The organism is Pedobacter sp. GW821-FHT01D05, from assembly GCF_059422505.1.
In genome coordinates, this window is sequence record NZ_JBWKXA010000005.1 from 199,696 (window position 1) to 214,643 (window position 14,948).

General features: G+C 38.2%; 10 protein-coding genes. 3 read left to right on the plus strand and 7 right to left on the minus strand.

The window, feature by feature from the left end; translation table 11 throughout:
- Positions 1-150 precede the first annotated feature (150 nt).
- Entirely contained in the window at positions 151-849 is a 699-nt protein-coding gene (locus tag AC07VK_RS18330; protein ID WP_492955085.1) for an ABC transporter ATP-binding protein, read from the minus strand.
- 100 nt (positions 850-949) lie between these two features.
- Positions 950-2,194, minus strand: a complete 1,245-nt coding sequence (locus tag AC07VK_RS18335; protein ID WP_492955084.1) for an efflux RND transporter periplasmic adaptor subunit — start codon at positions 2,192-2,194, stop codon at positions 950-952.
- A 240-nt stretch (positions 2,195-2,434) separates the two neighbouring features.
- Here AC07VK_RS18335 and AC07VK_RS18340 point away from each other — a divergent pair, with 240 nt between their 5' ends.
- From AC07VK_RS18340 to AC07VK_RS18350, 3 genes are all read left to right on the plus strand, one after another.
- Positions 2,435-3,805, plus strand: a complete 1,371-nt coding sequence (locus AC07VK_RS18340; RefSeq protein ID WP_492955083.1) for a sigma-54-dependent transcriptional regulator — start codon at positions 2,435-2,437, stop codon at positions 3,803-3,805.
- A 97-nt stretch (positions 3,806-3,902) separates the two neighbouring features.
- The gene (locus AC07VK_RS18345) at positions 3,903-5,258 is read left to right on the plus strand and encodes a sensor histidine kinase (RefSeq protein ID WP_492955082.1); all 1,356 of its coding nucleotides are present in this window, start codon (positions 3,903-3,905) and stop codon (positions 5,256-5,258) included.
- Positions 5,259-5,342: 84 nt separating this feature from the next.
- Positions 5,343-7,532 (plus strand): bifunctional alpha,alpha-trehalose-phosphate synthase (UDP-forming)/trehalose-phosphatase, encoded by a 2,190-nt coding sequence (locus AC07VK_RS18350; RefSeq protein ID WP_492962313.1) that lies wholly within the window; start codon positions 5,343-5,345, stop codon positions 7,530-7,532.
- A gap of 239 nt (positions 7,533-7,771) precedes the next feature.
- Here the strand turns inward: AC07VK_RS18350 and AC07VK_RS18355 are convergent, their stop codons facing one another.
- The 5 genes from AC07VK_RS18355 to AC07VK_RS18375 form a co-directional block, all read right to left on the minus strand.
- Positions 7,772-9,556 carry a glycoside hydrolase family 15 protein gene (locus AC07VK_RS18355; protein WP_492955080.1) on the minus strand — a complete coding sequence of 595 codons (1,785 nt, stop codon included), beginning with the start codon at positions 9,554-9,556 and terminating at the stop codon, positions 7,772-7,774.
- A gap of 254 nt (positions 9,557-9,810) precedes the next feature.
- Positions 9,811-11,079: a glucose-1-phosphate adenylyltransferase gene (locus AC07VK_RS18360; protein ID WP_492962315.1), complete on the minus strand. Its 1,269-nt coding sequence runs from the start codon at positions 11,077-11,079 to the stop codon at positions 9,811-9,813.
- Between the two features lie 8 nt (positions 11,080-11,087).
- Positions 11,088-12,500 (minus strand): glycogen synthase, encoded by a 1,413-nt coding sequence (locus AC07VK_RS18365; protein ID WP_492962317.1) that lies wholly within the window; start codon positions 12,498-12,500, stop codon positions 11,088-11,090.
- A 588-nt stretch (positions 12,501-13,088) separates the two neighbouring features.
- The gene (cobA, locus tag AC07VK_RS18370; RefSeq protein ID WP_057932870.1) at positions 13,089-13,883 is read right to left on the minus strand and encodes a uroporphyrinogen-III C-methyltransferase; all 795 of its coding nucleotides are present in this window, start codon (positions 13,881-13,883) and stop codon (positions 13,089-13,091) included.
- A gap of 546 nt (positions 13,884-14,429) precedes the next feature.
- Positions 14,430-14,900, minus strand: a complete 471-nt coding sequence (locus AC07VK_RS18375) for a hypothetical protein (protein WP_492962319.1) — start codon at positions 14,898-14,900, stop codon at positions 14,430-14,432.
- Positions 14,901-14,948: the final 48 nt, after the last annotated feature.

The window sequence follows — 14,948 nt, forward strand, 5'->3', positions numbered from 1 at the left end:
TATGCCACTCCCTAATCTCCCCATCCGGGAAGATTACTGGGCGGCTATCATTAACTAAACTAAAATCTTTTTAGAGGTTGAAGGTAGGAAGGTGCAGGGTTAAAGGTTACGATAAATAACCTTCCACCTCTAAACCTTCAGCCTTTAACCTTATATTAGTTCTTCGTTTCTGCTTTTATTGATCTTTTCAGAAATCACGTGACCATCTTTCAGGTTGATGATTCTGTTCGAAAAACTGGCATCGTGACTGGAGTGGGTTACCATCACGATGGTAGTACCGGTTTCATTCAGTTCGCAAAGCAACTCCATTACTTCATTACCGTGCGAGCTATCCAGGTTTCCGGTAGGCTCATCGGCCAAAACCAACTTCGGTTTGGTAACCAAAGCCCTTGCCACTGCTACCCGTTGCTGCTGTCCGCCTGATAACTGTTGAGGAAAGTGACCGCTACGGTTTACAATATTCATTCTTTCGATAATTTCATTTACCAGTTTCTTGCGTTCTCCAGCAGGAATTTTGTTATAAATTAGTGGTAGCTCAATGTTTTCGAAAACAGTTAATTCATCAATCAGATTAAAATTCTGGAAAACGAATCCCATATTTCTTTTACGGAAATTAGACCGTTCTCTATCGTTAAGCGTTAAAAGCTCGGTATCGATAAACTTATAACTTCCGCTTTCGGGCTTATCCAATAAACCCATTACATTTAACAGGGTAGATTTCCCACAGCCCGATGGCCCCATAATGGAAACAAATTCTCCTGCTGCAACATGGAGATTAATACCATTAAGTGCAGTGGTTTCTATCTCCTCAGTTTTGTAAACTTTTTCCAGATTTTCTATTTTAATCATAATTCTAGTTGTTCTAGTATCAAGTATTCAGTATCAGGTATCAAGACCTGAGTGTTATTTTATTTCTAATTGTTTAGTCCTTTTTCAACAAACTCCAAACTTATTTATTGATCTCCACCTGATCGTACTGGTTAAACTGATCGTAAGATGAAGTAATTACTTCGTCGCCTTTCTGCAAACCATCCAATATTTCATAGTACAAATAATTTTTTCGCCCGATTTTAACGTTTTTCTTGGTGGCTTTACCATTATTTACTACAAATACCCAAGAGCCGCCTGTACTCTGAAAAAACTGTCCCTGGGCAAGAAGCAGCGATTTACTATTGTCAGACAAGGTTAATTTTGTTTGTAACGATAATCCGCGACGTAAACCTTCAGGTGCAGCCCCCTTAAAAACCATTTCAACCTGAAACTGACCAGCTGTAACTTCAGGGATTACTTTACTCACGGTTAAATTATAAGTTTTACCATTAAACTCACAGTTAGCGGTTTGTCCTTCTTTTACCCGATTGATATAATATTCGTCAACTCCTGCCTGAAGTTTATAACCTTGCAGTACGTCAATCTTTCCAATCATTTCGTTAGAGTTATAAGATTTTCCGATAACTGGATCGTAAGAAGACAGCTTACCAGATACAGGCGCTTTAATGGTCATATTTTCGATGTTCTTACGGATCATCTCCAAACTTTCGTTCATTTGCCCCATCGATTGATCGATCTGAGCCAACTGCATCTTTCTGCTTTGGTTTTCTTGTTTAATCGCTTGACGCACAATCTTCAATTTACCCTGGTAATATTCGTAATCCTGATTCGATTTATTAAATTCCTGTAGTGTGATTACTTTTTTAGCAAATAGTGAGCTATCTAATCTATACTGACGGGTTGCTGTTCTTAAGCTATTTTCTACATCTAAAACATCCTGATTTAACACCCTTTGGTTTTGCTCTAAATCCAACCGCGATTTCCGCAATTGGTTAATCTGCTCGGTTGCTGCTGTTTGACTTGAGGTATAACTCAACATGGCATTTGAGTTGGAAATTCTCAATAATGGGGTTCCTTTAACTACCGAAGCACCATTTTCAGTAAAAATTTCGGCAACTGTTCCACCTTCTGATGAACTTACGATTACCGAAGTTAATGGAACTACGCTGGCATTTAATAACACTACATCTTCAAAATCACCATATTCTACTTTGCTGATGGTTAATTTATCGGCATCTGCGCTGTAAACTTTTTTGAGGGATAAAGTATAGCCATAAATTACAACCGCTGCAAAAGCAATTGCTCCACCTATTATTAAAAGGGTTTTAGTGCTAAATCTTTTTTTCTCTATTTTCTTATCCATGTGTTCGGTTGTACGGTTTGGTTTCATCAATAACCAAGCTTATGCCAAAAGCATAAAACACATTTAAAACACTAATAATCAACAAATTAATAGTTATCTTATTTTTTATATGTTCATTATCGGACAGTTGATGTGCGGGAGCGGACAGTTTTGGTATTTTTGCCTCACCCCTTCATCCCTCTCTTGAAAGCGAGGGACGGCAAAAGAATAAATATATACTAACTTTAATAGCGAGAGATTATGCTTGACGCCACAGTTTTAATTATCGATGATGACGACGATATTCTGCTTAGTGCCCGTTTGTTTTTAAAGCAGCAGGTAAAGCAGGTAATAACATGTAAATCGCCTAAAGAGATCAATGTTTTATTGAGCAAAAATGAAATTGATATCATCTTGCTGGATATGAACTACCAAAAAGGAGCCAGTGATGGCCGTGAAGGTCTTTATTGGCTAGAACATATTTTATCGGTTGATAAAGATTATGTAGTCATATTAATGACTGCTTTTGGTAATGTTGAACTGGCAGTAAAGGCGATTAAAAAAGGAGCTACCGATTTTATTCTTAAGCCCTGGGAAAATGAAAAGTTATTTGCCACCATTTCTTCGGCATCTAAACTCCGCGAATCGACCAAAAAGGTAAAGAAATTAGAAAAAATACATTCATCGCTCCAAAAAGACCTTACCCGAGGTTTCGAGAATATTGTTGGGCAGGCAGATGAAATAAAGCATTTACAGCATACGCTCTTAAAAGTAGCCCCTACTGATGCTAATGTGCTTATTCTGGGCGAAAATGGAACAGGAAAACAGGTTTTTGCTTATGAAATACATGGTAATTCGCAAAGGAAAAACCAGGTGTTTATGCATGTCGATTTAGGCTCGTTAAACGAAAATTTATTTGAAAGCGAATTATTCGGTTATGCTAAGGGTGCCTTTACAGATGCCAAAGAAGATAAACCAGGTCGCTTTGAGCTGGCCGATGGAGGAACGATCTTTTTAGACGAGATTGGAAATTTAACATTACCGCTTCAGGCTAAACTCTTAAGCGTTTTGCAAAACCGTACAGTTACCCGTTTAGGTGAAAGTAAAGCGCGGAAGGTGAATGTCCGCTTAATAACCGCTACCAATATGCCCCTGAATGAAATGGTAGCTAAAAATACATTTAGACAAGATTTATTGTTCCGCATTAACACTGTCGAGCTTTTGCTACCAGCCTTACGTAAACGTGGAACAGATATTCTACTCCTGGCCAATCATTTTATGCAGGTTTTTAGCTCGAAATACCATAAAGACATCCGAAAATTGAGTAATAAGGCCCAAGAAGCACTTTTACAGTATAAATGGCCGGGAAACGTGCGCGAGTTACAGCACGTTTTAGAAAGAGCGGTTATTATGAGCGACGGTGCTGATATTGCAGAAGAAGATTTGCAGTTAAGTCCGCAGCGCTACGCACAGAACAACGCTATACCAGATGAAATGGCGCTTGAGGATATGGAAAAAATGATGGTGCAGAAAGCAATTGACAAACACAAAGGAAATATATCAAAAGCCGCGGCAGAACTCGGTTTAACCAGAGCTGCACTGTACAGAAGAATTGAGAAATTTGGAATCTAAGAAAGGTTGAAGGCAGGAAGGCTGAGGGCGAAAGGTTAAAATTTCCGCATCACCTTAAACCCTCCACCTTTTAACCCTTTACCTTCAACCCTAAAACATGTTTTACCAACGTTTTACTTTCCGTTTAATATTTCGCCTGCTGATGATCAATCTGCTGGGCTATCTCTTATTTTACCTGATTAAAAACACCCAGCTTTGGTTTACCATCATCGGCGTAGCTTTAATTTTATTGGGTACGATTATTTCCCTTTATTATTATATCAATCAGATCAGATCAGATATTAACCGTTTCGTTTTAGCCGTTAAAACGAGAGATCATACCCTAAATTTTAAAAACAAAGTAACTAAAGGCAGTTTCCCTGAGCTATACGAATCCTTCAGCGATATTTTACAGGTTCATAAACAGATCAGATTGGAACAAGAAGCCATGTTTCAATTGATTAAAACCATTTTGGAGCAGGTTCCCGTTGGTGTAATCGTGGTAAATAATACCATTCAGAAAGAGCATGAAGAGGTTGCATTTTTTAATCAGGCCGCTTCAAATCTTTTAGGTATTCCAGCGTATAAGTATTGGCACAGGGTAAAGCAACACCTCCCAACCTTTGCAACAGAAATAGAGCAGATCTTAACTGGGGGGAAAAGGTTTCTGGAATTGAAAATCCAGGATAAACTGATTCAATTATCTACCGAAGTTATTCCATTAAATCTTTATGGGAATAATTACACCATTATCAGTTTCCAAAACATTAAAGATGAGATTGAGCAAAAAGAAACGGAAGCATGGAATAGGTTAATTGGTGTAATCTCCCACGAGATCTTAAACTCAATTACCCCTATAAGTTCATTATCGGATACGATCAACCGGATGGTAACCGATAAAAAGAACCTCACAGAAGATGAAATGGACGATCTGAAAACGGCCCTGCAAACCATACAAAGAAGATCTTCTGGTCTATTAGATTTTGTAAAGGATTATCGGCTAATTGCCGAGCTGCCTACACCAAACCTCGAATCGCATACCATTGGTGAAATACTGAAACACATTAAGGTATTGATGCAGCCATTTGCCAAAGTTAAAAATGTGGTATTGGATGTAGAACAAACCTCTTCAAAAATCACCATTCAGCTCGACCTGAAATTAATTGAACAAGTGCTGATCAACCTCATTACCAATAGTATTTACGCTGTAGAGAACAGAGAACACCCGCACATCAATGTAAATTACCGGTTGGAAAACACCAAGCTATACATTGATGTTACCGATAACGGGAAAGGCATCGATGCCAGTAATCTCGAAAAGATTTTTGTTCCATTTTACACCACCAGGAAAAATGGATCTGGAATAGGATTAACGATTAGCCGCAACATTATGAAAATGCATAGAGGCAGCATAGAAGTTGTTTCAATGCCTGATAATGGCGCCACTTTTTCTTTGGTATTTAATTACGTTTAATCATTTGAATGTTTTTTCGACCTAAAAAATCAAACAAAACAGTTTTGATATGCTTTTAATAATGTGGATACATCAAATACAAGCATGAAGACAGTTATAATATCGAACAGACTACCCGTTAAAATCATCGAAGAAAACAACGAATACACCCTTATTCCGAGCGAGGGCGGCCTTGCCACAGGATTAGGAGACGTTTATAAATCAGGCAATTCCATTTGGATCGGCTGGCCCGGTATAGAAGTACCGGAAGAACGTCAGGAAGAAATTACTCAAAAACTTGCCGCATTAAACCTTTATCCAGTTTACCTTACTCAAGGCGAAATTAATCTATATTACGAAGGCTTTTCAAACGAAATATTATGGCCAGTATTTCACTACCTTGTTACTTATGCGCATTACGAACAAAGTTACTGGGACTGCTACCGATCGGTTAATGAGAAATTTGCAAAAAGTGCTATGCAAGTCCTCAACAGAAAAGATAAAATTTGGATCCAAGACTATCAGTTGCTGCTTTTGCCGGGTATTTTAAGAGAAAAACTGCCAAATGCTACCATCGGTTTTTTCCAGCATATTCCTTTCCCATCCTACGAAATATTCCGTTTAATCCCCTGGCGCGAAGAACTATTGAACGGCTTAATTGGTGCCGATTTAATCGGTTTTCATACCTATGACGATGTTCGCCATTTTATTAGCACGGCAACACGCTTGCTCCCTGTAAATTCATCATCAAACATACTCAATAGCAACGAAAGGCAAATTGTTGTGGAAGCTTTTCCAATGGGAATTGATTTCGATAAATTTTCAGGTTTACCAGCAACTGATCGGGTGCAACAAGAGATCGACTATTTCAGAGCAGGTAAAGAAGATATGAAAGTAATCTTGTCTATAGATCGGCTCGATTACAGCAAAGGCATATTAGAAAGATTAAAGGCTTTAGAATTACTGCTCCAGCACCATCCTGAATACATCGGCAAAATCGAGCTTTTTATGATCGTTGTGCCCTCTCGGGACACCGTTCCAAAATATAGCGAACTCAGAGATCAGATTGATCAGTTTGTTGGAAATTTAAATGCGAGGTACCGTTCAATGAACTGGATTCCGGTAAATTATTTTTATCGCTCCTTCCCTATTGAAGTGCTATCAGCCCTTTACTCCACAGCAGATATCTGTTTGGTTACGCCTATGCGCGATGGAATGAACCTGGTAAGTAAGGAATATGTGGCCAGCAGGAACGGTAATGATGGTGTATTAATTTTAAGCGAAATGGCGGGAGCTTCCAAAGAATTAACTGATGCCATAATCGTAAATCCTAATAACATTGGTGATATTATGGAGGCTATTGTAGCAGCGCTGAAAATGTTGCCTTCAGAACAACAAATACGTATGAAAGCCATGCGTGCAATTGTACAAAAATTCAATGTTAAACATTGGGTTAACAATTTTATTTTAAGATTAAACGAAGTGAAAGATTCTCAAAAATCGTTATTAACAAAACATGCAGTAAATGCTATTAATGAAGTGATTGTAGCTAAATATGCGCAAACACAAAATCGTGTGCTATTTTTAGATTATGATGGTACCCTTGTAGATTTTACCGGAAATATTGACGACGCTTCGCCAGATGCCGAATTGTATGATTTAATTGAAAACCTAACCCTTGATAAGGCAAATAAAGTTGTGATTATTAGTGGGAGAAGGAACGAAACCCTCGAAAAGTGGTTTGGACACCTAAAGGTAGATCTGATTGCAGAACATGGTGCCTGGCAAAAATCGAACGGAGATAAATGGAACAGCCTGCCACTTTTAACCGACCAGTGGAAACAAGAAATAAAAACGCTATTAGAAACTTATACAGACCGCACTCCAGGATCATTTATTGAGGAGAAAAGTTACTCTCTGGTTTGGCACTACCGCAAAGCAGAAGAAGGACTTGGCGATTTAAGGGCAAATGAAATTATCAGCCATATGAAAATTTTAGCTGCCGATAAAGGTTTGCAACTCATGCCTGGCAATAAAGTGATAGAATTTAAGAATATGGAAGTGAATAAAGGAAAAGCTGCTTTAAACTGGCTTTACGATAAACACCCTGATTTTATTTTGGCCCTTGGTGATGACCATACTGATGAAGATATTTTTAGGGCATTACCAGATGATGCTTTCACCATTAAAGTTGGCAACAACATTTCGGAAGCAAAATATTACCTAAATGATTTTAATGAAGTGCGAAAACTGCTTTGGAGTTTAGTAAAAGAGGCGTTTGTAGGGCGGAGTTAATTATTTAATATTTCGGCTGGTGAAAAGACAACTGATTGAAAAATAATCAATTTTTAGCTGCCCTTTCCCAACTCAAGTCATCATGCTGAATTTATTTCAGCATCTTCCCGCAGGATGGACCCTGAAATGAATTCAGGGTGACGATTCATAATTTAAATAGCTAAAAGAACAACTAGTTGGTCGGGATTTGCAATCCCGACCAATGCTATGAACTTTGGACTTGTAATCCACTTATCACCTTACAAAAATATCGGTCTATCCAGTTTAATTGCAATACGATAAGCCGCATTCATTAAACCCACGTGGCTATACGCTTGTGGGAAATTACCCCATTGGCTACCCGTTTTAGCATCAACATCCTCACTGAACAGCAAAAGGTGATTACAATATTTAATAATATTCTCAAATTCTTTAATCGCTTCATCGGTCCGGCCAACACAGGCCAAAGCTTCCACATACCAAAAGGCACAGATTAAAAATGTTGTTTTTGGTTTACCAAAGTCGTCAGCATGTAAGTAACGGTAAAATAGTCCATCTTCCGTTTTCAACTCCTTTTCTAAAGCTATTAAATGATCTTTCGCCCGATCTGAGGCCGGATCCAAGTAATTCATCATGATCAACTGTAGCGTACTGGCATCTAAATGTGTGCTTCCTACAGCATTGGTGTACACTTTTCTTTCTGGATCGTAGCAGGCCTCTATATGTGCCGCAGCCTTATCGATTAAAACCTTTGCACGCTGCTCAAAATCCTCGTTACCAATCGTTTTAGCCATTTTTAAAGCAGCCTGTGCGCCTGCCCATTGAAATAGGTTACTGTAACAATGTACGTTGGCAATATTCCTGAATTCCCAAATTCCGGCATCCTTTTCATCGATTGTGCGCTCAATTTTAGAAAGCACGCTTTCAATCCACCTTACCGAATCGCTACGTTCGGAAAAAACAAAACGGTGGTCGGTATAAAGTGGCAACATCGAAATTAAAACCTGACCGTAAATATCATTCTGAATGTGTTCATAGGCCTGATTTCCTATTCTAATGGGCTGCTCGCCTTTATAACCTTCCAAATGACTTAACGTATGCTCGGTAATTTCCCTTTCTCCTGCAATACCGTACAAGGGTTGATAGCGTGTATCTTCTGCGTGTGAAATATCAGAAAGGTAATTAAAATACTTCTCCATTTCTTCAAAATGACCAATATGGTTAAGTGAAGTTAATACATAGTGCGAATCTCTTAACCAGCAATATCTATAATCCCAGTTTCGGGTACTGCCGGGCGATTCTGGTAAACTAGTTGTACTGGCTGCTATAATTGCCCCCGTATCTTCATATTGATGGATTTTCAGCACTAGGGCCGATCGGATTACAAAAGGTTGGTAAAAACCAGCGATTGATGAATGTTTAATCCACAATCGCCAATAGGCGATGGTTTCACGCAAAAAATTTTCGGCGGTGCTTACTACCGGGGCCTCTAAATTTTGGCCATAAGTCATAATAAGGTATTTAGCCTCATTTAGTACAAATGCTTTCTCGTCAAAAATATAGGTAAGCGATACATTGGTGCTTAAACGGATGTTTTCATCGCAGCCTAGATAATCAATGTGATTACTGCCCCTGCTCGATTTCATTTTACCTTTACCATAATCGCAAACCGGCTCGCATTTGATGGTAATACGTGGGTTACCTTCCAAAGGTTCGATCTTTCTGATGAGCATTAACGGTTTAAAATAGCGATCGTATAGGTGAAATCGTGGTGCAAAATCGGTAATCCGGTATTTCCCGTCTTCGGCAGTGATCTCTGTTCTTAAAACATTGGTATTCTCGATGTAATATTGATTAGAACTGAACTCACCCTGAGGTAGAATTGAAAATTCACCACCTTTTTTCTTATCCAATAAACTGCCAAATACAAAAGGGCTATCAAAACGGGGCCAGCAAAGCCAAGATATATCAGTGTTTTTGTTTACATGTGCAATGAAAGCGCAATTTCCTATAATTCCTGTTTGATAAAGGTGCTGTTCGGCCATAGAATATAATTTTGTTTATTTACTAACAAGCCGATCGGAAAAATGTTAGGAAGAAATGTCAAAAAGAGATTGTGTAAATATTTTTCAATTTATTTTCTACCAAAACGTCATGCTGAATTCATTTCAGCATCTTCCTTGCACGATAGACCCTGAAATAAATTCAGGGTGACGTATGGATTAAACCTGTGAAATCTAAAAACAAAAAAGCCAGTTTAGATTACTCCAAACTGGCTTTATGAAAATTCGTATTTTTTCTAAATTACTGTTCCACTAGGCACAACAGCACCTTTTTTAATTACCACGATACCATCTTTAACGGCATAAAGCTCAAAGTCCCCATCTTCCAAATGATCGCCGCCATTAATTTTTACATCATTGCCAATGCGACAGTTTTTATCGATGATGGCATTATTAATAAAACAACGATCGCCGATCCCTATTAAAGAATTTCCTTTGCCCGTTTCATCCTGTATCTCTTCTAAGGTTTGGTACCTATCGCTGCCCATAATGTAAGCATTCGTAATAACCGTATCCTTTCCAATCCTTGATCTGATTCCCAAAACAGCATGTTCTACTTTGCTCGCCTGAATGATACAGCCTTCGGCAATAATTGTTTTATCCAAAGTGGTACCCGAAATTTTTGAAGGAGGCAGCATCCGTGCCCTGGTAAAAATAGCATGGTTACTATCGAACATATTAAATTTAGGAATTTCATCTGTTAGGCCTAAATTGGCTTCAAAGAAAGATGAAATATTTCCAATATCAGTCCAATAACCTTCATACTGGTAACTTAAAACCCTGCTCTGAGAAATTGCTCTTGGCAAAATCTCTTTGCCGAAATCTTTTTCCTCTTCATTCTCATTTAAAATATTGATCAGGTATTCGCGGTTGAAAACGTAAATACCCATCGAAGCTAAGAAATTACGTCCCTCACCCTGCATTTCTTCACCAGTGTCCGAAACCCAGTCTTCTAAACCCGTTTTAGGCTTTTCGATAAAAGAGGTGATCATGTTTTCCTCATCGGCCTTTAAAATACCAAAATCGGTTGCATCTTTTGCCGTTACCGGAATAGTGGCAATGGTAATTTCTGCATTGGCTTCGATATGTTTCTCGATCATATCTTTAAAATCCATCTGGTACAATTGATCTCCGGATAAAATTAAGATGTAATCGAATTCGTGCGAAACAATGTGATGCATACACTGACGAACGGCATCTGCTGTACCTTGGAACCAACCTGAGTTTTGTACAGTTTGTTCAGCAGCCAAAATATCAACAAAGGCCGTACTAAAATGGCTAAAGTGATAGGTGTTTTTAATGTGTTTGTTTAGGGATGCCGAATTAAACTGGGTTAACACAAACATTCGATGAATTCCAGAATTTAAGCAATTCGAAATCGGAATATCTACCAATCGGTATTTACCAGCAATTGGAACTGCCGGTTTAGAACGTGTTTGTGTTAGCGGCGATAATCTAGAGCCCTGGCCACCGCCAAGGATAACGCCTAAAACTTTGTCAGTCATCTTTAAGCTTATTTTAATATTTGGTATAATTCTATATAATTTAATGCTGCGTTATCCCACGAATGGTCTATTTTCATCATTGTTTTTCTTACTGCTTTAAAAGTCTTCTTATCGTTATATAACTCAACAGCACGGTTAATGGCATGGGTAACATCCCAAATACTCGTTTGATCATGGCAAATTCCAAAACCTCCGTCGCCAATATCAATTACAGTATCCTTCAATCCACCAATCCTGCGCACAATGGGAACAGTTCCGTACCTTAATGCATAAAGCTGATTTAAACCACAGGGCTCCACTCTCGATGGCATGATCAGAAAGTCTGCACCAGCATACATTTCGTGCGAAACCTGCTCATTATAACCAATATAGGCATTGTACTTACCAGTAAAAATGTCTTTTAATTGATTTAAACGGCCCTCTACCCAGTTATCGCCTGATCCTAAAACCAGGATATTGATATTGTCGCCATGCTGTTGTAAAGCTGTGTAAAAAATATCTGGCAATAAATCGGCACCTTTTTCATCAACCAATCTACCAATAAAAGTAAACAGGGGTTTAGATGGATCTAATTGAAAAACATCGCAGAGTGCTGTTTTGTTTGCCAGTTTACCAGCTTCAACTGTTTTTAAATTGTAACCTTTGCTCAGCATCGGGTCTGTTTCCGGATCCCAAACCTCGCTATCAATTCCGTTTAATATTCCTACCGATTTCCAACGCTCTTGTCTCAACAAACTTTCCAAGCCACGGGCATTGTTCATCATTTCGTCCAGGTAACTTGGCGAAACCGTTGTTACTTTCCATGCACATTTAATGGCCGATGCTAAAGGATTAATGGCATCTTCCCAGCCCAGTAAACCACCTTTCCATAAATCGAATGCGGGTATGTAATATAATTTATCCCACCCAAACTGACCTTGGTATTGTGCATTATGAATAGTTAAAACCGTCGGGACACTGCTAATTGCTTTATATTTTATGCAATTTGAAACCATAAACGGAATTAAACCGGTATGGTGATCGTGGCAATGAAGTACATCCGGACGATGCTCCCACTGTACAATCCAATCAAGCGTAGCAATCTGGAAAGCCACAAATCTTTCTGTATCATCGCTATAACCATATACATTTGGGCGGTCCGTTAAGCCCTGAATATGGATCACGTATAAATCAAAGCCCAATTTATTGGTTCTTTCTTTTAAAATGCGGTACTGAAAGTGGTGATTACCATAGTTTGCCCATGCATCGTAAGTTACTTCAAATTCGCTTTCGCGGATAAATTTGGTATCGTACGCAGGAACAACCACCTTGGCAATGTGGCCTAATTTATTTTGATATTTTGGTAAGGCCCCTACTACATCGGCTAAACCACCAACCTTTGCAACTGGGTAACACTCGGCGCTTATATGTATAATTTCCATCAAATATTTGGTGTAGATAACCTAAGTAAGTTACTAATTGTTTTGAGTTTTGCAAATAATGAAAATTATATTTTTAGTTGATTATTTTAAGGGAAAAATCGTCATCTCGACTGGAGCAAAGCGAAACGGAGAGATCCAATTTGTATAAATTTACTTTAGTTTTTCATTAGTAAGTGAATGTTCAGTTCTTTGTGGCGGACTGCAGACCTGCTTTACGTTATAAGTCCTCACTACGCTCCGGGCTTCCGCTTCATCCGATAGCTATCGGATCAGGCTTAAAAACAAAGTTGGTTCCAATCAACAGTTCAAATTCCATCAGCGGTAATCATCTTAAATCTGCGGGAGAATTCTGCCAATGGTTTCCCGCTGATTTCGCAGATATACGCAGCGCTTTTTGAAAGTGAATGGTTTAGTTCTTTGTGGCAGGCTACAGTCCTGCTTTCCGCTACAAGTCCTCACTTTGTTCCGGGCTTTCCGCTCCAATCAGGCTTAAAAACAAAGGACTGCTTCTACCAAATGTAAAAAAACCGCTTAAATCCATAAGCGGTTTTTAACAACAAAACAAATATATTTTTGGTTTAAAAATATCTAGTACTCTTCAGCGATAATTTCGTAAAAATCGCGGATTGGCTGAAACTGTGGGTGTAATGATACTACATCTCCAAAAACTAATAAAGCTGGGGCCGTTATTCTTTTATCTTCAACAATTTCAGCAATCGTATCAACAATACCCACTGCAATTTTTTCTTCTGGTGTAGAACCATTTTGAATTACCGCTACTGGCAAAAGGTTTTTATTTTCCCCCTGAAATATTGCAGCAATTTCTTTTACTTTTTCAATTCCGTTTAAAACAACTATAGTTGCTTTGGTTTTTGCTGCGATGTACAAATCTTCAGAAATTTCACCTTTTGAATTTGTTCCGGTTACTGCCCAAAAACTTTCACTCAAATCTTTATAAATCATCGGGATCTTTTGCAAACTTGGCGCACCGGTTGCACTCGAAATGCCCGGAATAATTTCGGTAGGAATACTGTAAGATTCTGCAGCATCTATTTCTTCGTACCCTTTTGCAAAGAAAAACGGATCGCCGCTTTTTAAACGTACCACGTGACCGTAGTTTAAAGCGTAATCAACAATCAATTTGTTTACCGCATCCTGAGAAAACGATTCATCATCTGAACGTTTGCCCACGTAAACTTTCGGAATACCATCTGGCGCATGACACAATAAAGCCTCGTTCACATTTGCATCATATAAAACAACATCAGCTGTTTTTAATGCCTTAACACCTTTTAAACTAAATAAATCCGGGTCGCCAGGACCTGCACCTATTAAAGTAATTCTTGGTTCAATGTTCGCTTTTTCTACTTTATTCAAAATCATAACAGATAATTTAAGCTTGTTATACGTTTGTTAATAATACAAATATATAAAGCCTATGGGAATTGTAGTAATTTATTTTAAAATAATTTTATTTAGCTTTTTAGCGGGTGTTGATTTAGGGGATTTTAGGGTTAATGAGGGACATATCTTCCTGAACGCGGTGGAGAATCTTTATTCTGACACATAGGATCTAATCAAAAAATCCTTCGACTCCGCTCTCCACAGGAGTCCTTTGGACAGGATGACCAACTGATTGGAGATTCTATGTGTGCTGTGCCTCGTGGCAAAACGAACATGGTCTTAGCGAGACGCTAAGACCAGTAGTGGTACAAATAATTCTTACTTTTTAAACCATTTAAACAAGGCTATAAAAACCAATACGGCCAAAATCGTTATTATTATATTTCCTATAGTATGGTCAAAGTGAAGTCCTCGTTTATAATCAATATTGAAGGAATAGATTACTTTAATGAAAATCAAAATAACCACTATGCTGACGAAAATTTTTAAGCTTAAAGATTTCATTTTATCTCAAAAAATCTAGTTTTACTTACAATCCAGCTCTTGAAAAACAAACTTGCCTGCTTCAAAATTAATGGGTTTCCCTTTAACAAAATAAGATCTACCAAGTGTGGTTTCTATTTGTCCTACCCCCATAATTAGTTTTCCATCTTTCTTTAAAAAAGCCAATGGATTGGTGTAAACTTTTACAGTATCTTCGCCAGTTTTAAAGCGGTAATCTACCAATAAGGTATCGCCATTAAATTTTCCGTTTATGGTACCATTATTATGCGGTTTATCGGCATAATTAACCAATAATGAACCAGTAACTTTACCTGAGGCCAGTATTTTCACATTCATGGCTGCACTGTCTTTCTCAAAACCTGCTGCATAACAGTTCTCATTAACCAAAGAATCGGTTTTAGTTTTAGCGCCAGTAGCTGTTTTATTATTTTGGGTACAGGCATAAGCAAATGGGATTGCAGCCAAAACAAGGTAAAGGATATTTCTTTTCATGGTAACTGTGATTTATTGTCTTCTAATCAATATATAAATACGATGACT

Excerpts from the sequence above, each read along its gene's own strand:
- AC07VK_RS18330 (WP_492955085.1), bottom strand. The coding sequence starts at position 849 with ATGATTAAAATAGAAAATCTGGAAAAAGTTTACAAAACTGAGGAGATA.
- AC07VK_RS18335 (WP_492955084.1), bottom strand. The coding sequence starts at position 2,194 with ATGGATAAGAAAATAGAGAAAAAAAGATTTAGCACTAAAACCCTTTTA.
- AC07VK_RS18340 (WP_492955083.1), top strand. The coding sequence starts at position 2,435 with ATGCTTGACGCCACAGTTTTAATTATCGATGATGACGACGATATTCTG.
- AC07VK_RS18345 (WP_492955082.1), top strand. The coding sequence starts at position 3,903 with ATGTTTTACCAACGTTTTACTTTCCGTTTAATATTTCGCCTGCTGATG.
- AC07VK_RS18350 (WP_492962313.1), top strand. The coding sequence starts at position 5,343 with ATGAAGACAGTTATAATATCGAACAGACTACCCGTTAAAATCATCGAA.
- AC07VK_RS18355 (WP_492955080.1), bottom strand. The coding sequence starts at position 9,556 with ATGGCCGAACAGCACCTTTATCAAACAGGAATTATAGGAAATTGCGCT.
- AC07VK_RS18360 (WP_492962315.1), bottom strand. The coding sequence starts at position 11,079 with ATGACTGACAAAGTTTTAGGCGTTATCCTTGGCGGTGGCCAGGGCTCT.
- AC07VK_RS18365 (WP_492962317.1), bottom strand. The coding sequence starts at position 12,500 with ATGGAAATTATACATATAAGCGCCGAGTGTTACCCAGTTGCAAAGGTT.
- cobA (WP_057932870.1), bottom strand. The coding sequence starts at position 13,883 with ATGATTTTGAATAAAGTAGAAAAAGCGAACATTGAACCAAGAATTACT.
- AC07VK_RS18375 (WP_492962319.1), bottom strand. The coding sequence starts at position 14,900 with ATGAAAAGAAATATCCTTTACCTTGTTTTGGCTGCAATCCCATTTGCT.